We start from the raw sequence: 26,610 nt of genomic DNA on the forward strand, positions 1-26,610 counted from the left end.
CATCCGGTCATCGCGTCAACCTTGCAACCCTGACTGAAAGGAGTCGACCATGGGACTACTCGATAGCGTGCTGGGCGGTGTGCTCGGACAACTCGGCGGCGCGCGTGGCGAGGCAGGCAGTACCGGAGGGCTCGACCCCAAGCTGATGATGGCGCTTGGTCTGCTGGCAACGCTGGCCATGCGCGGCCGCGGGCAAGCCGGCGATGCGGCGCCTGTCGATGATGGCCTGGGCGGACTGGGCAGCCTCGGCGGGCTGCTGGGCGGCATGCTCGGCGGCGGCGGTGCCGGCGCTGCGCCCGGCGGCGCCACCGGCGGCCTGGACCTTGGCTCGCTGCTCGGCGGCCTGCTTGGCGGCCAGGGTGGCGCGCCGGCCAACAGCCAGGCACTGGGCGCGGCCGCCGGCGGCATCGGCGCGCTGCAGCAGATCCTGGCGCAGGCCGGGCTGGGCGAACAGGTGAACTCGTGGATCGGCAGCGGCGCCAACCAGCCGGTCACGCCGTCGGCGCTGAGCAGCGCGCTGGGCGACACCGGCGCGCTCGAATCGCTGGCACGGACCACCGGCATGTCGCAGGACGACGTGGCCGCGCAACTGAGCGAAGGGCTGCCGGAGCTGATCGACCGCCTCACGCCCCATGGACATCTGCCGGCGCAGGCATAAGACCAGCACCTCGCCGGAAAGCAAAAAGCCCGCAATTGCGGGCTTTTTGCTTGATTCGCCTTGCAAGGGCTCAGGCAGTGCGCTCAGGCGAACGAATAAAACACCCGGAACTGCACCTTGCGCTCGCCCCAGAACTCGGCGGCGTCGCGGAATACGTCGAGCAGCACCTCGCGCCCTTCCTTGTCGAACTTCTGCGCAATCGGCAGTCCTTCCAGCACGATCACAAAGCCCGGCTGCGGGCCGGCCTTGTAGATCATGTCGGTCAGGCAGTCAGCCAGCGCGTCGAAGTTCTTGCCGAAGTGCTTCGGGAAGGTGAACGACGTGGCGATGGTTTCCAGTACCTCCGCCTTGCTCGCGCAATGGGCGCAATTGGCATAGAGGAAATGCTGCCCGAGATCGGCGGCCGCCTGGGCCAGCTCAGGCACGCGGAAGGCGCGGATCGACTGGACGATGTTCGGACGCACCGTCTTGAACAGGTTCATGGCCCCCTCGCTGGTGCCGTCGTTCCAACCGGGACCGGCGGGCATGGCCACGGGCGCGGTCGCGGGCGGGAGTTTTTGCATGAGCTCCTGGCTCGGCATCATCAGCACGTTGTCGTATAGGTTCTGGGCCTGCTGCTGAGCCCGCTGCCAGCCATCTCCGGCGCCGCGCTCTTCGCGGGCGGCAAGGGCGTCGCCCAATCCGAAAATGTCAGTCATCATTTGAGTATCCGTTTGAAGCTGTTGTAGTGATCTTCCGTGTAGTAACAATCGTTGGCAGCGCGTTGTTCCCCGCCGCAGACGATCCGCTTGGCTCCCCGGTTCCGACTCCTGGCGCTCTTGACCGTGTATTCGCGGTAATACCCGCGTTCACGTTGAGGCAGGATGCGTTCGTAGTTGCCGAATCTCGATCCGTCCTTTTCATACAGGAACGGGCCGCCGGCTTCGATGCGCTCCAAGGTCTGCCGTGCATCGTTGGGCAACTGCTGCACTGCAATGGTTCCCATCCCTTCGGTCTGCGCCTGCCGCGCCAGCGTCGGCTGCGCCAGGGCCAGCACCAGCGCCGCGCCGGTCATGGACCGGGCCAGCATGCGCGTTGCGTGCCGCATCAGAGAAACTTGGAAACCCACGTTGCTTGTCTTGGTTGAACCGGAAATCGAGCCTGCCGCTGGTTGGGTAGACGATCTGTCCGGGCCACCCTGGCCAGCGCCCTGCGCCACCCGTAGAGGAGCGCGATGGATGCCGGCCGCACCGGGGCGCTCATGGCGAGCGCCTGTATCAAAGGCGTAAGGTTACGCGCATGCACGCAATTAATCAATCCCGGCCCAGCGGCAGCGGTAATTCTTCAATTGTTTCAATATGTTAAGCGTATGTGTGCGCATACTAACCATGCACATATGGACGTAAAAAAAGCCGGGCGAGCCCGGCTTTTCGTCGCATTGGCCTGTTACCGGCCATGCAACCGGCGCTACCAGCGGTTTAGCGCTTGGCAGCGGCGTCCACCACGACCAGCGAGGTCATGTTGACGATGCGCCGCACCGTGGCCGACGGCGTCAGGATGTGCACCGGCGCCTTCACGCCCAGCAAGATCGGCCCGATCGCGACATTGTTGCCCGCGGCAACCTTGAGCAGGTTGTACGAGATATTGGCCGCGTCGATGTTCGGGCACACCAGCAGGTTGGCTTCGCCCTTGAGCGCGCCGTCCGGCACCAGCTGGTCGCGCAGCTTCTGGTCGAGCGCGCTGTCGCCGTGCATTTCGCCGTCGATCTCCAGGTCCGGGGCGCGATCGCGCAGGATGGCGAGGGTTTCGCGCATCTTGCGGGCCGAAGGCGCTTCGGACGAACCGAAGTTCGAATGCGACAGCAGCGCGATCTTGGGCTCGATGCCGAAGCGCTTCAGTTCCTCGGCGGCCATCAGCGTGATCTGGGCCAGCTCTTCGGCGCTCGGGTCGACGTTGACGTGCGTATCCACCAGGAAGATCTGGCGGCCCGGCAGCACCAGTCCGTTCATCGCCGCGTAGACCTTGTTGGTGCCGCCCAGCACCTGGTCGATATAGCGCAGGTGCGCAGCGGTGTTGCTGACGGTGCCGCAGATCATGCCGTCGGCCTCGCCCTTGTTCACCAGCATCGCGCCGATCAGCGTGGTGCGGCGGCGCATTTCCAGCTTGGCATACTCGGGCGTGATGCCCTCGCGTGCCATCATGCGGTAATAGGCGTCGGAATAGTCGCGGAAACGCTCATCGTGCTCGGGGTTGACCACGGTGAAGTCCACGCCGGCGCGCAGGCGCAGGCCGAAGCGCTCGATGCGGTGCTGCAGCACGGCCGGGCGGCCGATCAGGATCGGGTTGGCCAGCTTTTCGTCGACGATCACCTGCACCGCGCGCAGCACGCGCTCTTGCTCGCCTTCGGCGAAGACGATGCGCTTCTTATCCATCTCGACCTTGCGCGCGGCGGCGTAGATCGGCTTCATCAGCGTGCCCGAGTGGTACACGAACTGCTGCAGCTGCAGGCGGTAGGCGTCCATGTCCTCGATCGGACGGGCGGCCACGCCGGATTTCATCGCGGCCTCGGCCACGGCCGGCGCCACCTTGACGATCAGGCGCGGGTCGAACGGCTTCGGAATCAGGTACTCGGGGCCGAACGACAGGTCCTGGATGCCATAGGCAGTGGCGACGATGTCGCTCTGCTCCTGGCGTGCCAGTTCGGCCAGGGCATTGGCCGCGGCGATTTCCATCTCGCGCGTGATGGTGGTGGCGCCGCAATCCAGCGCCCCGCGGAAGATGAACGGGAAGCACAGGACGTTGTTGACCTGGTTCGGGTAGTCGGTGCGGCCGGTGGCCATCACGGCGTCGGGGCGCACTTCCTTGACCAGCTCCGGCGCGATTTCCGGGTTGGGGTTGGCCAGTGCCAGCACCAGCGGCTTGTCGGCCATGCGCTGGACCATGTCCTGCTTGAGCACGCCCGCGGCTGACAGGCCCAGGAAGATGTCGGCGCCGTCGATCACTTCGGCCAGCTTGCGCTTGTCGGTCTTTTGCGAGAAGCGCGCCTTTTCCGGGTCCATCAGCTCGGTACGGCCTTCGTAGACCACGCCGGCCAGGTCCGTCACCCAGATGTTCTCGATCGGCAGGCCGATGTCGACCAGCAGGTCCAGGCAGGCCAGCGCGGCCGCGCCGGCGCCCGAGGCCACCAGCTTGACCTTCTTGATGTCCTTGCCGACCACCTTCAGGCCGTTGATGATGGCCGCGGACACCACGATGGCGGTGCCGTGCTGGTCATCGTGGAAGACGGGAATCTTCATCTTCTCGCGCAGCTTGCGCTCGACGTAGAAGCACTCCGGTGCCTTGATGTCTTCGAGGTTGATGCCGCCGAAGGTGGGCTCCAGCGCGGCGATGATCTGGACCAGCTTTTCCGGGTCCTTCTCGTCGACTTCGATATCGAACACGTCGATACCGGCAAACTTCTTGAACAGGCCAGCCTTGCCTTCCATCACCGGCTTGGAAGCCGCGGCGCCAATGTCGCCCAGGCCCAGCACGGCGGTGCCGTTGGTGATCACCGCGACCAGGTTGCCGCGGGCGGTGTAGCGGAAGGAATTGGCCGGATCGGAAACGATCTCTTCACAAGCGGCGGCCACGCCCGGCGAATAGGCCAGGGCCAGGTCGCGCTGGTTCGACAGCGGCTTGGTCGGCGTGACCGAGATCTTGCCGGGGGTGGGAAACTCGTGGTACTCGAGCGCCGCTTTGCGCAGCGCCTCACGCTGCTGCTGTTTCAGATCGTCTTGGGACGGGGACTGCTGAGGGCTGGTCATCGGCGCATCTTCCAATCGGTGGAGCCGTCATTGACGAGGCGGGGGACGATCGGCGGACCGGCTCCACGTGTCCGCCCTTCTCTTCCTTTGGAACCCTGCATTTTATATAGTGAAATACTATTTCACAATAAGCCTTTTACTTGGGGCACCTTTGCGATTCGGTACAATATGCCCCATCCCCCCGGGCAATACCAGCAAGCGTAGCGCCTGCCGGCAGAAGCGGCGTACCGCGCGATGGTCATGGCTGTCGTGCGCGGCAGTATCTTGCTGAAATGCCGGACGCGCCCCATCCTGACGCGCTGCGCAGGCGCCGCGGGATTGCCCCGGATCGCCATTCATCTTCGCGCAACGCGCAGCCCCCAATCCCGTCCCACCCGGCGGGCGAATCTTCCCGACGACGATGTCCCACGCCCAGCCAGCCCCGCTTTCCGAGTTCGACCTGATCCGCCGCTTTTTCACGCGGCCGGTGCGCAAGGCCGCGCTCGGCGTGGGCGATGACTGCGCGCTGATCGAGGGCCGCCCCGGCCACCACCTGGCCATCAGCACCGACATGCTGGTGAGCGGCCGGCATTTCTTCCCGGACGTGGCGCCGCGCGCACTCGGCCACAAGGCCCTGGCCGTGAACTTGTCCGACCTGGCCGCCATGGGCGCCGAGCCGCGCGCGTTCACCCTGGCACTGGCCCTGCCCGAGGCCGACCCCGCCTGGCTGGCCGAGCTGGCCGACGGCATGCTGGCGCTGGCTGACGCCCACGGCTGCGAACTGGTCGGCGGCGACACCACGCGCGGCCCGCTGACGCTTTCGCTGACGGTATTCGGCGACGTGCCGCTGCGTGCCGCGCTGCGCCGCGACGCCGCGCGGCCCGGCGACGATATCTGGATTTCCGGCACGCTTGGCGACGCCCGCCTGGCGCTGGGCGACTGCCGCGGCGAATGGCTGCTGCCTGAGCCCGAGTTCAGCCAGGTGCGCCCGCGCATGGACACGCCCACGCCGCGCGTGGCGTTGGGCATGGCCCTGCGCGGTGTGGCGCATGCCGCACTCGACATCTCCGACGGACTGGTCGGCGACCTGAGCCATATCCTGGAACGCTCGCAGGTCGGCGCGCTGGTCGACGTCGATGCGCTGCCGCGCTCGGCGGTGCTGGCCAGCCAGCCCGATGCCATCCAGCGCGAATGCGTGCTGGCCGGCGGCGACGACTACGAACTGTGCTTCACCGCGCCCGCCGGCAGTCGCGACGCCATTGCGGCGATCAGCGAACGGCTGGCGCTGCCGCTCGCACGTGTCGGCGCGATCACGCCCGAGCCCGGCCTGCGGCTGGTCGACAGTACCGGCAACCCGACCCGGTACCAAGGCGCCAGCTTCGACCACTTCGCTGCCCCCTGACACCGGGTCGCGGGCATGTCATGATGCCGGCATCGGCGCGCTGCGCGGGCACGGGAGTCCCGCAAGCATGGCAGCGCAAGCCGGCCATAACCATAAGCAGTATCTGCATCACACGAGCCCATTTTGATGTCCACCTTGCCTCCCGGGGCCGCGCCGCGCGACCCCGCCCTGACCCTGGAAGCCGGCCAGACCGTCAAGGTCACGCGCCCGAGCGCGCGCTTCATGCTGTCCCATCCGGCCCACCTGATCGCCTTCGGCTTCGGCTCGGGCCTGTCGCCCGTTGCGCCGGGCACGGTCGGCACGCTCTACGCCTGGCTGTCGTTCGTAGTGATTTCGCTGTGGATCGAGCCCACCACCTGGCTGTGGATCATCGCCGGCGGCTTCCTGGTCGGCCTGTGGGCGTGCGCGCGCACCGCGCGCGACATGGGCGTGCACGACCATGGCAGCATGGTCTGGGACGAGATCGTCGCCTTCTGGCTGGTGCTGGCCTTTGTCATGCCGACCGGCTTCTGGGGGCAGTTCGCCGCCTTCCTGTGGTTCCGGCTGTTCGACATCGCCAAGCCGGCGCCGATCGGCCACTATGACCGCACGCTCAAGGGTCCGGGCCTGCGCGGCGGCTTTGGCGTGATGTTCGACGACATCTTCGCGGCCTTCTACACCCTGCTGGTGTTTGCGCTGTGGCGCTCGTTCTGAGCCCCGCATCGCCAGCCATTGCAAGCTGATTCCCCCTCAAAACTACCTGTATCCACCATGTCTGTCAGCCGCCTGCTCGACCAGCTCGCCATCCAGGCCGGCGTCGCCCTTGCCGACAAATCCCTGATGCTGGCCACTGCCGAATCCTGCACCGGCGGGCTGGTGGCTGCCGCCATTACCGACGTATCCGGCTCGTCCGGCTGGTTCGAGCGCGGCTTCGTCACCTATTCCAATGAGGCCAAGTCCACCATGCTGGGCGTGCCGGCCAAGCTGATCCGCGACCACGGCGCGGTCAGCGAGGAAGTGGCGCGCGCCATGGCCGAAGGCGCGCTGCTCAACAGCCGCGCCCAGGTGGCGCTATCGATCACCGGCGTGGCCGGGCCCAACGGCGGCACCCCGGAAAAGCCGGTGGGCATGGTCTGCTTCGGCTGGAGCAACCGCATTACCACCAATACCGAGACTCAACGCTTTCGCGGCGACCGCGGCCAGATCCGCCGGCAGGCGGCCGAGCATGCCATGCGGGGGCTGCTGGAGCTGATCCGGAACGAGGCCTGAGGCCGGCGCCCGGCAATCTGCGCCCAATAAAAAACCGCGCCGTCTCCGGCGCGGTTTTTTATTGTCTACGCTCGGTTTCAGCCGTGGCGATAGCGATTGATGGTCTCCCGCGTCTGCAGCGCGACATTGCGCGCCGCCGCCGCAAAATCCTTCTCGCGGCTGGCGTAGAGGATGGCGCGCGACGAGTTGATCATCATGCCGGTGCCGTCCGCGGTGCGCCCCGCCTTGACCGTGGCCTCGATGTCGCCACCCTGGGCGCCGATGCCCGGGATCAGCAGTGGCATGTCGCCGACGATCTGGCGCACCCGCGCGATCTCGTTGGGGAAGGTCGCGCCGACCACCAGGCCCATCTGGCCGGTGGTGTTCCAGCGCTCGCGCGCGGCCTCGGCCACCAGCTGGTACAGCGGCTTGCCGTCGACCTGCAGGAACTGCACGTCCGAGCCGCCCGGGTTGGAGGTGCGGCACAGCACGATCACGCCGCGGTCGGGATAGGCCAGGTACGGCTGCATCGAATCGAAGCCCATGTACGGGCTGACCGTGACCGCGTCGGCGTGGTAGCGCTCGAAGGCCTCCAGCGCGTAGTGCTCGGCGGTCGAGCCGATGTCGCCGCGCTTGGCGTCCAGGATCACCGGGATGCCGGGGTGGGCGTCGTGGATATAGTGGATCAGCTGCTCGAGCTGGTCTTCCGCGCGCTGCGAGTGGAAGTACGCAATCTGCGGCTTGAAGGCGCAGACCAGGTCGGCGGTGGCATCAACGATCTCGCGGCAGAACGAAAAGATGGCGCCGCCCGCCCCGGTCAGGGACAGCGGCAGCTTCTGCGGGTCAGGATCGAGCCCGACGCACAGGAGGGAATCGTTGCGCTGCCAGGCGGCAGCAAGCTGCTCGGTGAAAGTCATGGGTACTCGGAATATCCTGGTGGCGCCGGCGCCCCATTGGCCCGGCCGGCGCGGTTGGCCGCAGCGGCGTGAAAACCTTTCATCCCTGCAGCATATGTCGCTTCCGGCAATTTTACCCGCTGCGTGCTATGGTTTTGCGCTTCCTCTCAAAACAAAGCGCGGCATGACGCACAGCCGCGTCCCGTCATGTCTCTCGATCGCCGCGGTATCTTCCTGCTTGTCGTGCTCACCCTTGCCTGGGGCATCAACTGGCCCATCATGAAGGTAGGCGTAGCGCACTTTCCGGCGATGGGCTTCCGCCTGCTGTGCATGGCGGGCGGGCTGGTGGCGCTGGGGCTGGCGCTGCGGCTGCGCGGCGATTCGCTGGCCGTGCCGCGGCGCGAATGGGGCACGGTGGTCCGCCTGGCCATTCCCAACATGGTGGTCTGGCACCTGTTTGCGATCTGCGCGGTCAAGATGCTGTCCTCGGGCCGGGCCGCCATCCTGGGCTACACCATGCCGATCTGGGCAGTGGTCTGGGGCCTGGTGTTCTTCCGCGAGCGCATCGGCGCCTGGGCCTGGCTGGGCATCGGCTGCGCGCTGGCCGGAACGGTGCTGCTGCTTTCCGGCGAGCTCGCCGCGCTGACCGGCAGCCCGGCCGGCACGCTGCTGATGCTGCTGGCCGCGGCCGGCTGGGGCTTCGGCACCCAATTGATAAAACGCACCCCGACCGACGTGCCCATCGGCGCCATGACGTTCTGGATGCTGGCCGTGACCCTGCCCTTCCTGGCGGTCGGCTCGCTGCTGCTGGAAGACGGCTGGCGCATGCCCACCGCCGTCGAATGGGGCGCCATCGCCTACAACGCGGTGGTGGTCTTCGCCTTCTGCCACCTGGTCTGGTTCGGGCTGGCGCGCAGCCTGCCGCCGGTGGTGTCGAGCCTGTCGATCATGTTCATTCCGGTAGTCGGCGTGTTCTCGGGCATGTGGATGCTGGGCGAGCAGCCGCACTGGCAGGACTACGCGGCGATCGTGCTGATGTTCCTGGCGCTGTCCTCGGTGATGCTGGCGCCGCTGCTGTGGCGCCGGCTGCAGGGCGCGCTGGGCTGATCGCCAGGTGGGCGCGCCGCCGGTCGTGAGCGGGCAACAGCGGGCCGCGTGCGCGGAGATTTCACTTAACAAGCCACCCTACGTTGGGCTACACTCGCGGCCATCACAATCCCGGAGAAATTACGTGGGCAGTAGCATCGGGTGTTCGAGTTGCCGCAGCAGCGCTGCGACCTCTGCGAATGCCATGTCACTGCGGGCTGCGTAACGACGACCCGCCCGGAGCACCCGGCTCCGCGCCTCGTCGGCCTCGCCCGCAGCAGAACACTGCGGGCGAGTGTCTTTCCGTGCCACCGGCGGCGCCATCCATGCGCGCCGCACCGCGTGCGGATTTTCCCTCTCCCGGCTAGCCAGCCAACCCAGGCAAACGCCATCGCCTTGTACCGCCCGCCGAGTCCGTTGCGTCCGGCAGCCGCGGTACAGCGCGATCACGCTTGCCCGTGGCCCGGCCCTGGCAGGGCGCCTTCCGGCGTCGCGCCAGGCCATGCAGGGCATGACGGACTACCTGGGAATGCGGCGAGCCGCCTGCGCTTGTCTTCGCGCTTGTCTTTGTTTTTCGTCGCAATCAGCAATAAGGAATCCCGGGGATGATCAACCTGTTCGTCCTGCAGAAAGGCCGGCTTGCCCAGGAGCAGGTCGACGAGCGCAATGAGCTGCTGCAGCACAAGCCGATCTGGATCGATGTCGTCAATCCCGACGACGAGGAACTGAACTGGATCAAGGAAGCCTATGGCGTCGCCCTTCCCGAACTGGAAGACCTGGGCGACCTGGAAGCGTCCGCGCGATATTTCGAGGGCGAGGACGAGAATATCCATATCCGCACCGACTTCCTGCTGGACGAGGAAGAGGCCTTGTCGCGCAACGTGCGCGTGGCTTTCGTGCTGACGCGCGACGTACTGTTCTCCATCCACGACGAAGACCTGCCGGTGTTCCGGCTGGTGCGGCTGCGCGCACGCATGCGCCCGGGCTCGGTGCGCAATGCCAAGGACGTGCTGATGGACCTGTACGCGACCGACGCCGAGTATTCCGCCGACTCGATCGAGGAAATCTACGAGCGGCTCGAAGAAGCGAGCCGCCGCGTGCTGGCCGAGAACGTGACCGATGCCGCCGCGGCCGACGTGCTGGAAACCATCGCCCGCGAGGAAGACTTGAACGGGCGCATCCGCCGCAACGTGATGGACACGCGCCGCGCGGTGTCCTTCCTGATGCGCAGCCAGCTGCTGTCGGCCGAGCAGCAGGACGAGGCCCGCCAGATCCTGCGCGACATCGACTCGATCGAGAACCACACCGCGTTCCTGTTCGACAAGATCAACTTCCTGATGGACGCGACCGTCGGTTTCATCAACATCAACCAGAACAAGATCATCAAACTGTTCTCGGTGGTGTCGGTGGCGCTGATGCCGCCCACGCTGATCGCCAGCATCTACGGCATGAACTTCAAGTTCATGCCGGAGCTGGACTGGGGCGCGGGCTATCCGTGGGCGATTGCGCTGATGGCGGTGTCGGCGGCGATCCCGCTGGTGTATTTCCGCAGGAAGGGCTGGCTGAGCTGAGCCCCGCGGGGCTCAGTCGGGCAGCGTGGCTGCCCCCATCCGCCGCGCGATGGTGCTTGCCTTGGCGCGGAAATTCACGCGCACGTTGGCGCAGTATTCCTTCTTGTCGAAGCACTTGGGTGCCGGCAGCGCCGCGGCCAGGCGCGCGGACTGGCCCACGCTGAGCTTGTCGGCGCTGGTGCGGAAGTAGTGCTGCGCCGCGGCCTGCGCGCCGAACACGCCCTCGCCCCACTCCACCGAATTCAGGTAGATCTCGTAGATGCGCTGCTTGTCCAGCCAGAACTCGAGCATCCACGTGATTGCCAGCTCCTGGCCCTTGCGCAGGTATTGCTGCTCGGACGACAGGAACAGGTTCTTGGCCAGCTGCTGCGTGATGGTGGAACCGCCGCGCACGATGCGCCCGCGCTTCTTGTTGCGCTCCCAGGCATCGAGCATGGCATCCAGCTCATAGCCCGGATGGTTGACGAAGTCGGCGTCCTCGCTGGCGATCACCGCGCGCTTGAGGTTGCGCGAGATGCGGTCGTACGGTACCCATTGCCGGTCGATGCCGCAGTTCCAGAGGTTGATGCCGCACAGGCGCCAGCGCTCGGCGCGCATGAACGTGGTCGTCGAAGGATTGATGTATTGCCAGCTTGCGATCTGCACGAAGAAGTACAGCTGCATCGCCACCACGCCCGCCGCCACGCAGCCCAGCAGGTAGCCGAGCCAGCGGACCGGGTTGAACACCGTGCGTGCGGGGGCTGCGCCGCGGCTGGCGCTGGCTGCGCGGTTGCGGTTGGCCACGGCTGGCGGCGCCCCGGTCAGCCCTTGCGTTCGGCCTGCAGCGCGGCGCGCAGCTCGGCCAGCACGGGGGCGGTGCGGGGGCGCACGCCGCGCCAGCTGTAGAACGCTTCAGCCGCCTGTTCGACCAGCATGCCCAGGCCGTCGCTGGTGCGCGCGCCACAGCGCGCGGCGAACTGCAGGAACACCGTGGGCTCGGCGCCGTACATCATGTCGTAGGCCAGCACGCCTTCGCCCAGCAGGAACTCGGGCACCGGCGGCACTTCGCCATGCAGGCTGCTGGACGACGCGTTGATGACCACGTCGACGGCTTCGTCCTCGGACAGCCCGTCGAGCGCATCGAGCCCGCCGCCCCACAGCTCCACGCCGTACTGGTCGGCGGCTTCGACAAACTCTTCCAGCATGTCGCTCGCGCGCGAGGCGGTGCGGTTGGCCACCACGATGCGCGACGGCCGGCATTCGATCAGCGGCAGCATCGCGCCCATGGCGGCGCCGCCGGCGCCCAGCAGCAGCACGCGCTTGCCCTCGATCAGGGTGTCGAGGTTGTCCTGGATATCGCGCACCAGGCCGATGCCGTCGGTGTTGTCGCCATGGATCAGGCCCTCTTCGATCCACAGCGTGTTGACCGCGCCGGCGGCCTCGGCGCGCTCGGTCAGGCGGTCGGCCAGGTCATAGGCTTCGAGCTTGAACGGCACGGTGACATTGCAGCCATAGCCGCCCTCGGCAAAGAACTGGCGCACGGCATCGGCAAACCCGTCCAGCGGCGCCTCCAGGCGGTCGTATTGCACGGCCTCGCCGGTCTGGCGCGCAAAGGCCGCGTGGATCGCCGGCGAACGGCTGTGCGCAACCGGGTTGCCGATCACCACATAGCGGTCGGAAGTGGCTTGGGAAGAATCAGTGGATGTCATCAGCGTGCCTGCAAGCGGGTTTCCAGCCCGTTGCGCGAAAACTTGAAAGTGGAAATGACTTCGAGGATGTCCTGGCGCGACGCCATCTCGGCAGTAAAGGGGCCGAACGGCGCGGCCGCGCGCACGATCGCCACGGCCTGGCGGTCCAGCGCGGGATCGCCCGAGCTCTTGACCACGTCGATGGCATCGACGTTGTAGCCGTCGCGGTTGTAGCCGAGCTTGCCGAGCCGGTTGACGTTGATCACCAGGATCAGCTGGCCGTACAGCGGCTTGCCGTTGCGTTGCGGGAAGTCAGTGGTGCCGCGCGCCTCGATCTTGTGGCGCAGGCGGTCGTAGTACTGCGCGTAGTCGACCGCCTGGGCGCTGGTGGCGGTCAGCTGGAAGCGCTTGGGCCGCTTGGCGTAGTGGTCCAGGTTGCGGCCGATCTCGGCCTCCAGCCTGGCCATCTCGTCGGTCGAGGTGCGCTCGTCCTGGCCGCGCTGCGGGGTGTCCTGGCGCTTCTCGCCGGGCTTGAGCGGCTGGTTGCGCACCGACGGCGCGGCCTCGCGCGACTGGGTCAGCAGGCGTTGCTGCTCCTGTTCCAGCTGCTCGACGCGGCGCTGCACCTGGCGCACCAGGTCGCCTTCCTGCGTCTGGGTCTGCGCGGGCAGCGGCGTGGTAGCGCGCTGCAGGTCATGGTCGCCGCCGCCGTCCAGGTTGGCTTGCGCCAGCGCGGTCGGGTTGCGCGGCTTCTGCGCCGACTTGGCATTGACCAGCACCACGTCCAGCGCGGCATCGCTGCGCTTGATCTCGAACACCTCGGGCGCAGCCACCCGCACCATCAGCAGCAGCACGTGCACGGCCACGGAAATGGCCAGCGCCTTGGCCAGCGTACTGCTGTTGTGCCACCTGGCATGCCACCAGTGGCGGGGAGCGGCGAGTGTGGCGTTCACGATGGATGGAGGGTGGCTGAAGGGCGGGCGGCGGCCCGAACCGGTCCGGGCCGGCGGCCTGGCAAGACCGGGGCGGCGGGCCCCGGATCAGACAGGCATTGTAAGTGAGCGCCGCCGATTTCCGAAGGCTTCAGCCGGCGGCCGGGGTGCCGGTGTCGCGCTCGCCCGACGCCGCGCCGGCATCGTCGTCGCCCGCTTCGGCCGGGGCTTCGTCCGAGACCCCGGCGGCCTGCTCGGCCGCTTCCTCGGCGGCTGCATCGGCAGCGGCTTCGGCGGACAGCTCTGCGGCTTCCTCGTCGCTTTCCAGCTCTTCCTCGGGCACTTCGCCTTCACCGGCGAAGATCTCCAGCACCCGGCACGACACTTCCAGCGTGATCTCGTCGGTCTCGCCGATCTCCAGCAGCACCTGCGTGCCGCGCTGCGCCTGCACCAGTTCGGGCACGCGCGTGACCAGCGGGATCTCGGTAAAGCGCACCGCGCCTTCCTTGAGCACCGAGGCCACCATGCGCTCGCGCTTTTCCTGCTTGAGCCAGCGCAGGCACCAGTAGCGCTCCATGGTCGACTGGTGGTCGGCGTAGGCGGCGTAAGTGCCTTCGAAGTCCGCCACCGCGGCCAGCAGGTCGGCGTCCTTGGGCTTGAACGGCGCCACCAGCTTGGCGGTCACCCCGTGCTGGGCCACCGCCAGGATCTGCCACTGGTTGACCAGGTCGACATAGCGGCGCAGCGGCGAGGTGCTCCAAGCGTACTGCGCCACGCCCAGGCCCTCGTGCGGTGCCGGGTAGGTCTGCATGCGGGTGCGGTGCATGCCCCACGCCTTCTGCGTGCGGTAGATGCCCGGCACGCCGTTGTCGGCCAGCAGCTTGCCCCAGGTGCTGTTGGCCAGGATCATCAGCTCGGCAACGATCTTGTCCAGCGGCGAGCCGCGCTTGCGCTGTTCGATGCGCACGCGCTGGCTGCCGTCGGCCTGGTCGTCCAGGTAGAAATTGAAGTCGGCGCGGTTGTGGGTCTCGGGGCGCAGGCCGCTGGCCAGGCGCGCCTTCTGGCGCTCGTCGTACAGGTAGCCGGCAAAGTGCCACAGCTGCGTCAGCGCGTCGCGGAACGGGTAGTCGCCGGTGCCCGCGGCAAGCGCAGCCTCGGTGATGACATCGTCGAGCAGGTTGTGGCGCAGGTTGGCGGCGATCGGCACCAGCTCGGCGCGGGTCTCGCTGCCGGTGATCAGCCACACGGTCGGGTCCACCGTCACATACAGCGACAGCGCCGGGCACGTGCGCCCTTCCTGCAGCGTGTAGCGCTCCACCACGGCGTCGGGCAGCATGGTGATCTTGTCGCCCGGGAAATAGACCGTGGACAGCCGCTGGCGCGCGACTGCATCGAGCGGTTCGCTGCGGCGGATGCCCAGCGCGGGCGCGGCGATATGGATGCCGATGCGCAGCTTGCCGTCGGGCAGCTTGGTCACGGACAGCGCATCGTCGATCTCGGTAGTGGTGACGTCGTCGATCGAGAATGCCTCCACGTCGGCCACCGGCAGGTCGGCGGGCGGCTCGGGCACGTCGGTTTCCGGAAAGCCCGTTCCCTTCGGGAAGCACTCGGCCAGGAACTTGGCCTCATGCAGCGCGCGCGCACTGGCGACGCCGCCGGCGGCCACCATCAGCCGCATCGGGGTCATGCCCAGCGCGGTGCAGGCGGCGTCCATGGCCTTGTATTCCAGGCTGTTCTTGTCCGGCTTGAACAGCAGTTGCAGCACCTTGTTGCGGAACGTCTCCGGCAGCGTCAGCGCCTTGAGCTGCTCTTCGTACTCGGCCTGCACCAGCGCCTGCTGGCGCTTGCGCTCGAGCGCGGCCAGCGCCGCCTTGAGCTGGTCTTCGGGCGCGCGCTGGTAGCGGCCGCGCCCCTTGCGGCGGAAGTACACCGGGTTGCCGTGCAGCGCCATCGCCAGCGCCGCCTGCTGCACCGGGCCGGGCTCGGCGCCGTAGTATTCGGCGGCCAGCTCGGCGAAGCCGAATTCAGCCTCGGGCGCGCATTCCCACAGGAAGTCCAGGTCGATCTCGGCCATCATGTCGCCGGTCTGGCGCACCAGCTCGATTGCCGACGGCTGCGCGAACTGCAGCAGCACGTCGCGCGACTTGACCTTGGTGCGCTTGCCGGCTGGCAGCTCTACCTGGTAAGCCTCGCCCTGCTGGTTCAGCACGGTGCCGGCGCGGATTTCGCCGCCTTCTTCGAACAGCAACTGCATCGATCGGTACTTTCAGAAATGCGCGGAACCGCGTCTGGCCGCCAAGAGGCAGCGCCGGGGCGGGTCCTGTGGGAGAAATGGTGCAACCGGGCGCAAATGCGTGCGAACGGAAGCGAGTGCGGCGCGCGGGGTGCAAACCGCTGGCCGCGGGCCACGCCGTATCGATACGGCCTGAGACCTGGAATGATACCGCACCCCGCTCCGGCGCCTGCGGGGGCCGGCGCCCCGGCGGGGTGCGTGCACCCACGCAGCTCAGAGCGACATGCCGCCGCTGGCCTCGATCGCCACGCCGTTGACGTAGCTGGCGTCGTCGCTGGCCAGGAAGGCGTAGATGCTGGCGATCTCGGCCGGCTCGGCCAGGCGGCGCAGCCAGCACGACGATTTCATGCCGTCCAGCACCTTTTCCGGCACGGTCTGCAGGATCTCGGTATTGACGAAGCCCGGGCACACCGCGTTCACGCGCACGCCCTTGGGGCCCAGCTCGCGCGCCCAGGTCTTGGTGAAGCCGATCACGCCGAACTTGCTGGCGGCGTAGTTGGTCTGGCCGAAGTTGCCGTACAGGCCGACCACGCTGGAAGCGTTCAGGATCACGCCCTTGCCCTGCTCGCTCATCAGGCCGGCCACGGCCTGCGCGCAGTTGAACACGCCCTTCAGGTTGACGTCGATGACGGCATCGAACTGGGCCTCGGTCATCTTGGCCAGGCGTGCATCCTTGGTGATACCGGCGTTATTGACGAGGATGTCGACGCGTTCGTGCGCGGCCAGCACGGCGGCCACCATGGCATCGACTTCGTCGCGCCGGGTCACGTCGACGCGGTAGGCCGACACGGTGGCGCCGGTGGCGGCCAGCTTGTCGGCGGCCTCGCGCACGCGCTCTTCCTGCACGTCGCACAGGACGACAATGGCGCCGTCGGCGGCAAAGCGCTGCGCGGTGGCAAACCCGATGCCGCCGGCGGCACCGGTGATGATGGCAACCCGACCCTGCAGTTTCATCTCGTGGTCTCTTTCTTGGTTTCGGTAGTGTGTGTAGAGGGGCTTCGGTCTGTCGTCCGCAAATACCTGGGATGCGGAATCGCCTCGGTCCCCGGGGATGGCCGCGACAGCAGGTCCGGCAGGAACACTTCTGTCACGAGCATGACGCCGTCGCCGCGCCGGAACACCGAGCGCCGCGCCGGCAGCATGGGCAGTGGCGCCATGGCCGGCAGCACTCGCTGCAAGGCCTGGCGCAGCGGATGGTGCGGCAGCAGCCGCGCAAACTGGAACGGCTCGCGCGCCACCGCCGGGTCGACAAACAGCCGGCCGCCCAGCGGGCGCTCGCCCAGCCCGCGCAGGAACGGCCAGTCGCGGCGCGCATGGCGCTGGCGCACCACAGTATGGGCAAATATGGCGGGAATATCGTCGCAGATCAGCAGCACCTCGCGCGTCAGCGCGGGGGTGCGGTCGTGCTGGCCCAGCACCTGCCATTCATCGGCGAGCGGGCGCTGCGGGCGCTGCAGCAGGCGCGCCACGCGAAAGCGCTCCGATGCTGCCACCAGGCGCGCGGTCAGCGAGCCGTCGTCACCGGTCACCCAGCGCCGCAGGTTGGGCGTGATGGCCGCATCAAAGGCCAGGTGCGGGCTCCAGCTGCAGCGGCGCGCGGACTGCGCGCTCATGCCGGGCCTGCGCCTGCCGGCACCTTGCCGCCGGGGCCGTAGCCGCAGAAGGCGAGCACATCGTCGACGTAGTCGGCAAATTCGCTGATGCCGTGGTCGCTGCCCTCGATCACGCGGATGTTTGCGCCCGGGCAGGCCGCGACCATCTCACGGTAGTCCAGCACTTCGTCGCCGGTGGCGGCGAGCAGGTAATAGCGTCCGGGATCGGTGATGGTGTCCACGCGCAGGTCCAGCAGTTCCTGCAGATGGCGGCGCTCGACCGTGACCGAGCCGCCGCCGTGCCACAGCGGCTGCTCGCCCAGGTACGCTTCCAGGTCGGTCCAGGGATGGATGGCCGGATTGAGCAGCACGGTCCTGCAGCCATGGCGCTCGCCCAGCCAGCGGGCATAGAAGCCACCCAGCGACGAGCCGACGATGGCGATCTCCTGGTCGCCGCCGGCCTGCGCGGCGCGGATCGCGGCCTGCGCCTGGGCAATGGCCATTTCGGGCGAGACATTGAGCGTGGGGCAGGCGTAGTAGCGGCCCACGCCCCACTCGCGCATGCGCTCCTGCACCAGCCGGGCCTTGAACGACTGGGGCGAGGAGCGGAATCCGTGCAGGTACAGCAGCATGGTGGTCCTTCCCGCCGGTCAGCTTGCGGCGCCCTGGCTCAGGGCGTCCAGCAGCTTCTGGTGCACGCCGCCGAAGCCGCCGTTGCTCATCACCAGCACGTGGTCGCCCGGCTGCGCCGCGGCACGCACGGCCTGCACCAGCGTGCCCAGGTCCTGGAAGGCGGCGGCCTTGTCGCCCAGCGGCGCCAGCGATCCGGCCAGGTCCCAGCCCAGCGCGTCCTTGCCGGCCGGGGCGCCGTAGCCGAACACCAGGTCGGCCTGCTCCAGGCTGGCCGGCAGTTGCGCCTTCATCACGCCCAGCTTCATGGTGTTGGAGCGCGGCTCCAGCACCGCCAGGATGCGGGCATCGCCGACGCGGCGGCGCAGCCCGTCCAGCGTGGTCTGGATCGCGGTCGGATGGTGGGCGAAGTCGTCATAGACGGTCACGCCGCCCGCCACGCCGCGCACTTCCATGCGGCGCTTGACGTTGGCAAAGCGGGACAGCGATTCGATCGCCTGCGCGGCCGGCACGCCCACATGGCGCGCGGCGGCGATCGCGGCCAGCGCATTCATGCGGTTATGGGTGCCCTGCAAGTCCCACACCACGGTACCCTGGACGGTATCGCCAAACCAGACGTCGAAGGCGTCCTTGCCGGGCGCCGCAGTGGCGGCAGCATCGCTCTCGCGCCAGTCGCCCACGCCAAACTGCTCGACCTCGCTCCAGCAGCCGCGCTCCAGCACGCGTGCCAGGCTTTCCTCCAGGCCGTTGACGACAACCCGGCCCTGGCCGGGCACGGTGCGCACCAGGTGGTGGAACTGGGTCTCGATCGCCGCCAGATCCGGGAAGATGTCGGCGTGATCGTATTCCAGGTTGTTCAGGATCGCAGTGCGCGGGCGATAGTGGACAAACTTGCTGCGCTTGTCGAAGAAGGCGGTGTCGTACTCGTCGGCCTCGATCACGAAAAAGTCCGATTCGCTCACGCGCGCCGAGATGCCGAAGTTCTGCGGCACCCCGCCCACCAGGAAGCCGGGGTTGTAGCCGGCATCCTCCAGGATCCAGGCCAGCATCGACGTGGTGGTGGTCTTGCCGTGGGTGCCGGCCACCGCCAGCACCCACTTGCGCGCCAGCACGTGCTCGCCCAGCCATTGCGGACCCGACACATAGGGCAGGTTGCGGTCGAGGATGGCCTCCATCAGCGCATTGCCGCGCGAGACCACGTTGCCGATCACGAACAGGTCCGGCTCCAGCGACAGTTGCGCGGGGTCGAAGCCTTCGATCAGCTCGATCCCCTGGGCCTCGAGCTGGGTGCTCATCGGCGGGTAGACATTGGCATCGCAGCCGGTGACGCGGTGGCCGGCCTCTTTGGCCAGCACCGCCAGGCCGCCCATGAAGGTGCCGCAGATGCCAAGGATATGAATATGCATGGGTTCCCGGAAAGACTTGAAGCCCGCAGGCGTGGGGATTCGGCACCCGGCGTGGCGCGGCGGCATGGCGGCTGTTTCAGGCCGAGTCTTGCGGTGCGGTGGCCGGGCAGGAAGCCTCCGATTGTACCCGAGCGCCCGCGGCCTTCGCTGCACTGCGGCAGCGCGCGCACCGGTTGCGCGGGAGCGTCCGGTATCATGGGGCATGACCCGACGCACCACCCCCGACCCCACCCGCCTGCGCGAGGAAATCGCCCAGGCTGCCGCCCGGATGATCGCCGAGGACGGTGCCGACTACGCCACCGCCAAGCGCAAGGCCGCCCGCCAGGTGCTGGGCGAGCAGCGCGTGCCCGGCGAATGGCTGCCCGACAACGAACAGGTCGAAGCCGAAGTGCGCGCCTACCAGGCGCTGTTCCACGCCGACAGCCAGCCCCGCGTGCTGGCGCTGCTGCGCCGGCTGGCGGTGCTGGCCATGGAAGACCTGGCGCCGTTCCGGCCTTACCTGGTCGGCGCCGTGCTCAACGGCACCGCCACCGAGCACTCCGATATCTATCTGCAGTGCTTCTGCGACAGCGCCAAGGACGCGGCACTGCACCTGATCAACGCCGGCGTGGACTTCGAGACCAGCGAGAGCCGGCATTTCGGCGGCCGCGGCGAGGTCGAGACCCTCAGCTTCCTGTGGAAGGGCCAGTGGCCCGACCGCCGCGAGGCCCGGCTGCTCGCCGGCGAGGTGCGCGCGGAACTGGGTGCCCCAGTCGGCATTCATATTGCACTGTATGATGCCGTCGACGAACGCGGCGCCGTGCGTGCCGACGCCTCGGGCCGCCCGGCCCGCGCCGACGTGCAGGCGGTACGGGCGCTGATGGACGCGCCCGGCGATGCCGACCCGGCCTGATGCCTGCCCCCCACTTCACTGGTCCAAGCCATCCCCATGACTGAAACCGTTTCCTCGCCCGCCCGCCGCTCCCGCCTCTGGCTTTGGATCGCCGTGGCCGTGGTCGCCTGCGCCGCCGGCGCACTGGCCGGCCATTTCGTGTTCTCGCCCAAGCCCGCCAGCGACCAGGCGGTGGAAACCTTCTTCCAGACACGCCTGCCCGACGCCGCCGGCGCCGACCTGGACCTGGGCAAGCTGCGCGGCAAGACCGTGGTGATCAACTTCTGGGCGCCCTGGTGCGGGCCGTGTGTCGAGGAAATGCCGGAGCTGACCGCGCTGCATGAGGAATACAAGAATCGCCAGGTGGAGTTTGTCGGCATCGGCATCGATTCAGCCGCCAATATCCAGCAGTTCACCACCAAGGTCCCGGTGGCCTACCCGCTCGCCGTGGCCGGTTTTGCCGGCACCGAGCTGTCGCGCAACTTCGGCAACAGCGCCGGCGGCCTGCCCTACACGGTGGTGATCAACCCGGACGGATCGGTCAAGTACCGCAAGATGGGACGGGTGACGGCCGAGGAACTGCGGGCCGTGCTGCCACGAGCCTGAGCGTATTCTTCCGCCAAATTCGCTGAATTTCGTTTTTCTTCAGCGATTTGTTTCGCCGGGGCGCCAAAACGGCCAGAAAGTGCTTAAAGGGCCGCCAAAGCGCCGCGCAAGGTCGTCAAGCCTTGTATCGCGCGCTAGACAAATCCCTCTAAGCTACGGTAATCTCCGCGCAATTTCGTTGATCTGGTCGAGCCGCCGTGACTGCAACCCGCTCTATCCGTCGCTCAGCCCGCTACCGCAAGGTGCTGGTCCTGCATGGGCCAAACCTGAACCTGCTGGGCACGCGCGAGCCGGAAACCTACGGGCACACGACGCTTGCCAATATCGACGCGGCCCTGGCCGAACGCGCGGCAAAAGCCGGCATTTCGCTGGATACGTTCCAGTCCAACCATGAGGGGGCACTGGTCGACCGCATCCACGCCGCACGCGCGGAAGGGGTCGAGTTCATCATCATCAACCCGGCTGCCTACACGCATACCAGCGTGGCACTGCGCGATGCCCTGGCCGGCGTAGCGATCCCGTTCGTCGAGGTGCACCTGTCCAACGTGCACCGGCGCGAAAGCTTTCGCCACCACTCCTATTTCTCCGAGGTGGCGGTCGGAGTGATCTGCGGGCTTGGCTGGCAGGGTTACCTGCTGGCGCTGGACTATGTGCTGGGCCAGGAGCAGCCGCCACCCGAGAGTTCGGGGAGCTGAACTCCCAAGATTTTTTCGACAACCTGCGCGCGCCGCCCGGCGGCCTGCGCCCGTTGGCGTGCCTCGGCACGGCGGGCGTGGATTTCCGGTGGCCGGCAACACGATTCTTCCGCCGCGGCCCGTCCCGGGCAGCGGCCGGATAACCCGATTCAGGAGGATAAAAAGATGGACCTGCGCAAGCTGAAGACGCTTATCGACCTGGTGGCCGAATCCGGCATCTCCGAGCTGGAAGTCACCGAAGGCGACGGCAAGGTACGCATCGTCAAGCAACCGCCGCAAATCGTCGCCGCGCCGATGGCCATGCCGCAGATGCAGGCGCTGCCGCCCGCCGCGGCCGCCGCACCGGCGGCCGGTGCCGTGGCTCCGGCTGCAGAGCCCGCCGCCCAGCTGCCCGCCGGCCATGTGGTGACCTCGCCGATGGTGGGCACGTTCTACCGTGCGCCGTCGCCGGGCGCCGCGCCGTTCGTCAACGTCGGCGACTCGGTCAAGGAAGGCCAGACCGTCTGCATCATCGAAGCCATGAAGCTGCTCAACGAAATCGAGTGCGACAAGGCCGGTGTCATCAAGGAAATCCTGGTCGAGAACGGCCAGGCCGTCGAATACGGCCAGCCTCTTTTCGTGATCGGCTGATCCTGACCGGCATGCCACGCCGCACGCTGCCACCGGCCACGCAAGTGGCCCCCGCAGCAGCGCCCGCGCGGCAAGCCATGGCGTTGTTTGGCGCCAGGGACGTTGTGGGCTTCGCGGCCCGTTCCGTGCAGTTCCATGCAGTTCCGCGCAGTATGGCAGCCGCGGCGGCGACAGCCCCCGGGCCGCGCGCCCGGCGTGCCATTGCGGCGCGCAGCGGGACCGCTACTGTTCTCGCAGAGAGAGACCATGTTTGAAAAAATTCTGATCGCGAACCGCGGCGAAATCGCTCTTCGCATCCAGCGCGCCTGCCGCGAACTGGGCATCAAGACGGTCGTGGTGTACTCCGAGGCCGACAAAGAGGCCAAGTACGTACGCCTGGCAGACGAAGCCGTCTGCATCGGCCCGGCCCCGTCGCCGCTGTCGTACCTGAACATGCCGGCCATCATCTCGGCCGCCGAAGTGACCGACGCGCAGGCCATCCACCCCGGCTACGGCTTCCTGTCCGAGAACGCCGATTTTGCCGAGCGCGTGGAGAAATCCGGCTTCGTCTTTATCGGCCCGACCGCCGACAGCATCCGCCTGATGGGCGACAAGGTGTCGGCCAAGCAAGCCATGATCAAGGCCGGCGTGCCGTGCGTGCCCGGCTCAGACGGCGCCCTGCCCGACGACCCCAAGGAAATCCTGGCCACCGCGCGCCGCGTGGGCTACCCGGTGATCATCAAGGCCGCCGGCGGCGGCGGTGGCCGCGGCATGCGCGTGGTGCACACCGAAGCCGCGCTGATCAACGCCGTCAACATGACGCGTGAAGAAGCCGGCCGCGCCTTCGGCAATCCCGAGGTCTACATGGAGAAGTTCCTCGAGAACCCGCGCCATGTGGAAATCCAGATCCTCGCCGACCAGCACCGCCAAGCGATCTGGCTGGGCGAGCGCGACTGCTCGATGCAGCGCCGCCACCAGAAGGTGATCGAGGAAGCTCCCGCACCGCACATTCCGCGCCGCCTGATCGAGCGCATCGGCGACCGCTGCGCCGAGGCCTGCAAGAAGATGGGCTACCGTGGCGCCGGCACGTTCGAGTTCCTGTACGAGAACAACGAGTTCTACTTCATCGAGATGAACACGCGCGTGCAGGTCGAGCACCCGGTCACCGAGATGATCACCGGCATCGACATCGTGCAGGAGCAGATCCGCATCGCCTTCGGCGAGAAGCTGCGCTTGCGCCAGAAGGATGTGCAGTTCCGTGGCCACGCGATCGAATGCCGCGTGAACGCCGAGGATCCGTTCAAGTTCACGCCGTCGCCGGGCCGCATCACCGCCTGGCACATGCCCGGCGGCCCGGGTGTGCGGGTCGACTCGCACGCGTATGATGGTTACTTCGTCCCGCCCAACTACGATTCGATGATCGGCAAGATCATCACTTACGGCGCCACGCGCGAGCAGGCCATTGCCCGCATGCGCATCGCGCTGTCGGAAATGGTGGTGGACGGGATCCAGACCAACGTGCCGCTGCACCGCGAGCTGATGATGGATGCCAACTTCGTTGAAGGCGGCACCAGCATCCACTACCTCGAGCATCGCCTGGCGGAGCGCGCGAAGGCCTGACGCAACGTTACCCGCAATACACAAGCAGCAAGCAAGGAAGCCCGTGGCATTTCAGGAATGTGTGATCGAAGTGGCGCAGGACCAGGCCGAAGCCTGGTCCGATGCCCTGTTCGACCTCGGCGCGCTGTCGGTCTCGGTGGAAGACGCCGATGCCGACACGCCCGACGAGCAGCCGCTCTTTGGCGAGCCCGGGCTGGAACCGAAGCAACTCGCGTGGAACCGCTCGCGCGTGGTGGCGCTGTTCGGCGACGATGCCGATCCGGCCGTGGTGGTGGCGGCAGCCGCCAACCAGCTGGGCATCGACCCGGTGCCGGCCTACCAGCTGCGCGCGGTCGAGGATCAGGACTGGGTGCGGCTGACGCAATCCCAGTTCGAGCCGATCCGCATCGGCGAGCGCATCTGGGTGGTGCCGTCGTGGCACGACGCACCCGAGCCCGATGCCGTGGTGCTGGAGCTGGACCCCGGCCTGGCCTTCGGCACCGGCAGCCATCCCACCACGCGGCTGTGCATGCAGTGGCTGGAGCAGAACCTGAAGCCGGGCGAAACCGTGCTCGACTACGGCTGCGGCTCCGGCATCCTGGCCATCGTGGCGCGCAAGCTGGGCGCTGGCGATACCGTCGGCATCGACATCGATCCCAACGCGGTGGAAGCGTCGCGCTACAACGCCGAGCGCAACCGCGTGGAAGCCTCGTTCGCGCTGCCCGAATCGGTGTCCGAGGCCAGCTACGACCTGGTGGTCGCCAATATCCTGTCCAATCCGCTCAAGCTGATGGCCGCCATGCTGAGCGCGCGCGTGCGCGCCGGCGGACGGCTGGTGCTGTCCGGCGTGCTGGAGCGCCAGGCCGATGAAGTCGCCGCGGCCTACGCGCCCTGGCTGCCGCTGACGGTGTGGCGCAGCGAGGAAGGCTGGGTGTGCCTGCATGGCACCCGCGGCGCCCGACCCTGATTCACACCGATGGCCGCCGTCAAGCTAGTCACGCGCTGCCCGGCCTGCCGCACCGCCTTCCGGCTGGTCGCCGACCAGTTGCGCCTGCGCCAGGGGCTGGTGCGCTGCGGCCAGTGCGAAACGGTGTTCGACGCGCGCGAGCACCTGATCGAGATTCCGCTGCCGGCCGGCGCTGCATCATCGGCGTCGTCGGCGTCGTCGGCGTCGTCGGCGCCGTCTGCGGCAGCTTCGCCGGCCGCCCCTCCCGCTCCCCCGGCGCCGCCCGCATCGGCGGAAGCCGCGCCTGCGCCGCAGCCTGCCTTCACCCCGACCATCGACCCCGGCTATGACGTGCCGGCGCTGGATGCGCCGACGATGCTGATGTCGTCGCCGGAGGACATGGCCATGCCGGCACCCACTGGCATGGAAGACGCCGAGATCGAACAGGCGCTGCGCGAAGCCAACGAAGCCGTCGCCCATCGCGATGCACGCGAGGCGGAACGCCAGGCTGCCGGCCCGGAGGCGGCCGAGCCCGCCCCCGTCACGGCACCGGAACCCGCCGAGGATGCGCCGGCACAGCGGGCACAAGCGGCGTCCGCGTCCGCCTGGCCGGCACTCGATCACGGCGCGCTCGATACCCCGGCCGCACCGGCCCCCTCCCCGGCCGCTGCGGCGGCACCGGCAGCACCGCGACCCGCTGATGCTGACGCCGGGCCCGCGCCGGTGACACCCGCGGCCAACATCCCCAGCGCAAGCGAGTTCCTGCGCGCGGCGTCAGCCGATGCCGGGTCTGAGCCGACCGCATGGCCGGATGAGGCATCGGCCCGCCGTGCCGCCTCGCCTGCCGCGCCCGCCTCACCCACCGTTGGCGACGACGGCAACGCCCCCGACACCGGACAGCCCTCCAGCGTCACCGGCGGCGCCGTCGCGCGCGAGCAGACCACGCGCCGCTGGGCACGCACCGAAGCACCGGCCGGCCCGGTCTTCGCCCCCGACTTCCTGCGCCACGCGCGTGAGCGCGAACGCGAACGGCAGCCCCGCAAGCCCGTGACGGTGCCCCGCTCCGCCTGGCGCGTGGCCGCCGTCGTGCTTGCCATCGCCGCGGCCGTGCAAGTGGTCTACCTGGCGCGCAGCCAGCTGGCCGGCCAGTTCCCGATGCTGCGCCCGGCACTCGAGGCCGCCTGCGCGCCGCTGGGCTGCGACGTGCCGCCGTGGCGCGACATCGATGCGCTGCGCATCGAGACCTCGCAGCTGCAGCGCCAGGATGAAGACGGCGACACCTACCTGCTGGCGGTCACGCTGCGCAACCTGGGCCGCGCCAGCACCGCCCTGCCCGCGATCGAGCTGGTGATGACCGACCTGCAGGACCAGCTGCTGCTGCGCCGCGTGCTGCAACCCGCGGAGTACCTGGAGCCGTCGCAAAAGGCCTTTGCCGCGCAGGGTCTTCGCGCGGGCATGGAGCTGCCGGTTCGGGTACGATTCCGGACGCAGCAGGCGCCAGCCAACTATCGCGTGCTGATTTTTTACCCCTGAATCCCTGGCCCGCCGCCGGACCGAATCCGAGTCCGGCGGCAGGCCGCGCCCCCCGCTCCGGACACGAACCGGAAATCCATCAGACAACAAGGAGTAGACATGAGCAACGTCACCCTCGGCGGCAACGCCATCGAAGTCGCAGGCAAGTTCCCGCAAGCCGGCGACAAGGCCCCCGCCTTCTCGCTGGTCGGCAAGGACCTGAAGGACGTCACGCTGGCCGACTTCGCCGGCAAGCGCAAGGTGCTGAACATCGTGCCGAGCCTGGATACCCCGGTGTGCCAGGCCTCCGCGCGCAAGTTCAATGAAGCCGCCAGCGGCCTCGCCAACACCGTGGTGCTGACGATCTCGGCCGACCTGCCGTTCGCCATGGGCCGCTTCTGCACCGCTGAAGGCCTGGCCAACGTGGTGCCGCTGTCGACCATGCGCGGCGCCGAGTTCAAGGGCAACTACGGCGTGGACATCAAGTCCGGCCCGCTGGCCGGCGTGACCGCACGTGCCGTGGTGGTGCTCGACGAGAACGACACCGTCAAGTACAGCCAGCTGGTGCCGGAAATCAAGACCGAGCCGGACTACGACGCCGCCCTGGCCGCGCTGAAGTAAATCAGCGGCACGCCCGGGAACCCGCGGGTT

General features: G+C 67.9%; 26 protein-coding genes. 14 read left to right on the forward strand and 12 right to left on the reverse strand.

Annotation, left to right across the window (positions count from 1 at the left end):
• The first annotated feature begins 49 nt into the window (after positions 1-49).
• Positions 50-658, forward strand: coding sequence for a YidB family protein (locus tag AC3WLF_RS09865; RefSeq protein WP_492356084.1), 609 nt, complete (start codon positions 50-52; stop codon positions 656-658).
• A gap of 83 nt (positions 659-741) precedes the next feature.
• Here the strand turns inward: AC3WLF_RS09865 and AC3WLF_RS09870 are convergent, their stop codons facing one another.
• The 3 genes from AC3WLF_RS09870 to AC3WLF_RS09880 all read right to left on the reverse strand — a co-directional run bounded on the left by AC3WLF_RS09870 (position 742) and on the right by AC3WLF_RS09880 (position 4,440).
• Complete coding sequence (locus AC3WLF_RS09870; RefSeq protein WP_010813204.1) at positions 742-1,359, reverse strand: barstar family protein; 618 nt, start codon at positions 1,357-1,359, stop codon at positions 742-744.
• Positions 1,356-1,727: a guanyl-specific ribonuclease gene (locus AC3WLF_RS09875; protein ID WP_492320287.1), complete on the reverse strand. Its 372-nt coding sequence runs from the start codon at positions 1,725-1,727 to the stop codon at positions 1,356-1,358. Before AC3WLF_RS09875 ends, AC3WLF_RS09870 begins: the two co-directional genes overlap by 4 nt.
• Positions 1,728-2,115: 388 nt before the next feature.
• On the reverse strand, positions 2,116-4,440 hold the full coding sequence (locus AC3WLF_RS09880) for an NADP-dependent malic enzyme (protein ID WP_492320288.1): 2,325 nt from the start codon (positions 4,438-4,440) through the stop codon (positions 2,116-2,118).
• Between the two features lie 400 nt (positions 4,441-4,840).
• Here AC3WLF_RS09880 and thiL point away from each other — a divergent pair, with 400 nt between their 5' ends.
• The 3 genes from thiL to AC3WLF_RS09895 all read left to right on the forward strand — a co-directional run bounded on the left by thiL (position 4,841) and on the right by AC3WLF_RS09895 (position 7,069).
• Positions 4,841-5,821 carry a thiamine-phosphate kinase gene (thiL, locus tag AC3WLF_RS09885; RefSeq protein ID WP_492358129.1) on the forward strand — a complete coding sequence of 327 codons (981 nt, stop codon included), beginning with the start codon at positions 4,841-4,843 and terminating at the stop codon, positions 5,819-5,821.
• A gap of 126 nt (positions 5,822-5,947) precedes the next feature.
• On the forward strand, positions 5,948-6,514 hold the full coding sequence (locus tag AC3WLF_RS09890; protein WP_492320290.1) for a phosphatidylglycerophosphatase A family protein: 567 nt from the start codon (positions 5,948-5,950) through the stop codon (positions 6,512-6,514).
• Between the two features lie 57 nt (positions 6,515-6,571).
• On the forward strand, positions 6,572-7,069 hold the full coding sequence (locus AC3WLF_RS09895; protein WP_492320291.1) for a CinA family protein: 498 nt from the start codon (positions 6,572-6,574) through the stop codon (positions 7,067-7,069).
• A gap of 77 nt (positions 7,070-7,146) precedes the next feature.
• Here the strand turns inward: AC3WLF_RS09895 and pyrF are convergent, their stop codons facing one another.
• Positions 7,147-7,965, reverse strand: a complete 819-nt coding sequence (gene pyrF, locus AC3WLF_RS09900; RefSeq protein ID WP_010813198.1) for an orotidine-5'-phosphate decarboxylase — start codon at positions 7,963-7,965, stop codon at positions 7,147-7,149.
• Between the two features lie 186 nt (positions 7,966-8,151).
• On the opposite strand from pyrF, the gene AC3WLF_RS09905 reads away from it, so the two are divergent.
• Both AC3WLF_RS09905 and corA read left to right on the forward strand, forming a co-directional pair.
• Complete coding sequence (locus tag AC3WLF_RS09905) at positions 8,152-9,051, forward strand: DMT family transporter (RefSeq protein ID WP_492320292.1); 900 nt, start codon at positions 8,152-8,154, stop codon at positions 9,049-9,051.
• A 584-nt stretch (positions 9,052-9,635) separates the two neighbouring features.
• Positions 9,636-10,601 carry a magnesium/cobalt transporter CorA gene (corA, locus tag AC3WLF_RS09910; RefSeq protein ID WP_010813196.1) on the forward strand — a complete coding sequence of 322 codons (966 nt, stop codon included), beginning with the start codon at positions 9,636-9,638 and terminating at the stop codon, positions 10,599-10,601.
• A 12-nt stretch (positions 10,602-10,613) separates the two neighbouring features.
• On the opposite strand, the gene mtgA is transcribed toward corA, so the two are convergent.
• The 8 genes from mtgA to mpl all read right to left on the reverse strand — a co-directional run bounded on the left by mtgA (position 10,614) and on the right by mpl (position 19,121).
• A complete protein-coding gene (mtgA, locus tag AC3WLF_RS09915) occupies positions 10,614-11,264 on the reverse strand; it encodes a monofunctional biosynthetic peptidoglycan transglycosylase (RefSeq protein WP_492320377.1) in 651 nt (216 codons plus the stop codon).
• Between the two features lie 137 nt (positions 11,265-11,401).
• Positions 11,402-12,289 carry a shikimate dehydrogenase gene (aroE, locus tag AC3WLF_RS09920; protein ID WP_492320293.1) on the reverse strand — a complete coding sequence of 296 codons (888 nt, stop codon included), beginning with the start codon at positions 12,287-12,289 and terminating at the stop codon, positions 11,402-11,404.
• Entirely contained in the window at positions 12,289-13,221 is a 933-nt protein-coding gene (locus AC3WLF_RS09925; protein ID WP_492320294.1) for an energy transducer TonB family protein, read from the reverse strand. The genes aroE and AC3WLF_RS09925 overlap by 1 nt, the downstream gene beginning before the upstream one ends.
• A gap of 130 nt (positions 13,222-13,351) precedes the next feature.
• Entirely contained in the window at positions 13,352-15,454 is a 2,103-nt protein-coding gene (locus AC3WLF_RS09930; RefSeq protein ID WP_492358130.1) for a ribonuclease catalytic domain-containing protein, read from the reverse strand.
• 252 nt (positions 15,455-15,706) lie between these two features.
• Entirely contained in the window at positions 15,707-16,447 is a 741-nt protein-coding gene (locus AC3WLF_RS09935) for a beta-ketoacyl-ACP reductase (protein WP_492358131.1), read from the reverse strand.
• On the reverse strand, positions 16,444-17,106 hold the full coding sequence (locus AC3WLF_RS09940) for a chorismate--pyruvate lyase family protein (RefSeq protein ID WP_010813190.1): 663 nt from the start codon (positions 17,104-17,106) through the stop codon (positions 16,444-16,446). Before AC3WLF_RS09940 ends, AC3WLF_RS09935 begins: the two co-directional genes overlap by 4 nt.
• Positions 17,103-17,717 carry a YqiA/YcfP family alpha/beta fold hydrolase gene (locus AC3WLF_RS09945; protein ID WP_492320297.1) on the reverse strand — a complete coding sequence of 205 codons (615 nt, stop codon included), beginning with the start codon at positions 17,715-17,717 and terminating at the stop codon, positions 17,103-17,105. The genes AC3WLF_RS09940 and AC3WLF_RS09945 overlap by 4 nt, the downstream gene beginning before the upstream one ends.
• Before the next feature lie 18 nt (positions 17,718-17,735).
• Positions 17,736-19,121: a UDP-N-acetylmuramate:L-alanyl-gamma-D-glutamyl-meso-diaminopimelate ligase gene (gene mpl / locus AC3WLF_RS09950; RefSeq protein WP_492351217.1), complete on the reverse strand. Its 1,386-nt coding sequence runs from the start codon at positions 19,119-19,121 to the stop codon at positions 17,736-17,738.
• Between the two features lie 202 nt (positions 19,122-19,323).
• On the opposite strand from mpl, the gene AC3WLF_RS09955 reads away from it, so the two are divergent.
• The 8 genes from AC3WLF_RS09955 (at position 19,324) to tpx (ending at position 26,580) form a co-directional block, all read left to right on the forward strand.
• Positions 19,324-20,013, forward strand: coding sequence for a UDP-N-acetylmuramate--alanine ligase (locus AC3WLF_RS09955; protein WP_492320299.1), 690 nt, complete (start codon positions 19,324-19,326; stop codon positions 20,011-20,013).
• 36 nt (positions 20,014-20,049) lie between these two features.
• On the forward strand, positions 20,050-20,598 hold the full coding sequence (locus AC3WLF_RS09960; protein WP_492320300.1) for a TlpA family protein disulfide reductase: 549 nt from the start codon (positions 20,050-20,052) through the stop codon (positions 20,596-20,598).
• Positions 20,599-20,795: 197 nt separating this feature from the next.
• Entirely contained in the window at positions 20,796-21,293 is a 498-nt protein-coding gene (gene aroQ / locus AC3WLF_RS09965) for a type II 3-dehydroquinate dehydratase (RefSeq protein ID WP_492358132.1), read from the forward strand.
• Between the two features lie 165 nt (positions 21,294-21,458).
• Positions 21,459-21,923, forward strand: a complete 465-nt coding sequence (accB, locus tag AC3WLF_RS09970) for an acetyl-CoA carboxylase biotin carboxyl carrier protein (RefSeq protein ID WP_492320302.1) — start codon at positions 21,459-21,461, stop codon at positions 21,921-21,923.
• Positions 21,924-22,169: 246 nt separating this feature from the next.
• Positions 22,170-23,522: an acetyl-CoA carboxylase biotin carboxylase subunit gene (gene accC, locus AC3WLF_RS09975; protein ID WP_010813183.1), complete on the forward strand. Its 1,353-nt coding sequence runs from the start codon at positions 22,170-22,172 to the stop codon at positions 23,520-23,522.
• 43 nt (positions 23,523-23,565) lie between these two features.
• The gene (prmA, locus tag AC3WLF_RS09980) at positions 23,566-24,468 is read left to right on the forward strand and encodes a 50S ribosomal protein L11 methyltransferase (RefSeq protein WP_492320303.1); all 903 of its coding nucleotides are present in this window, start codon (positions 23,566-23,568) and stop codon (positions 24,466-24,468) included.
• Positions 24,469-24,477: 9 nt separating this feature from the next.
• Positions 24,478-25,980, forward strand: coding sequence for a DUF3426 domain-containing protein (locus AC3WLF_RS09985; RefSeq protein WP_492358133.1), 1,503 nt, complete (start codon positions 24,478-24,480; stop codon positions 25,978-25,980).
• Positions 25,981-26,079: 99 nt separating this feature from the next.
• Entirely contained in the window at positions 26,080-26,580 is a 501-nt protein-coding gene (gene tpx / locus AC3WLF_RS09990) for a thiol peroxidase (protein WP_010813180.1), read from the forward strand.
• The last annotated feature ends 30 nt before the right edge of the window (positions 26,581-26,610 follow it).

The organism is Cupriavidus sp. FW306-01-F10A, assembly GCF_058782785.1.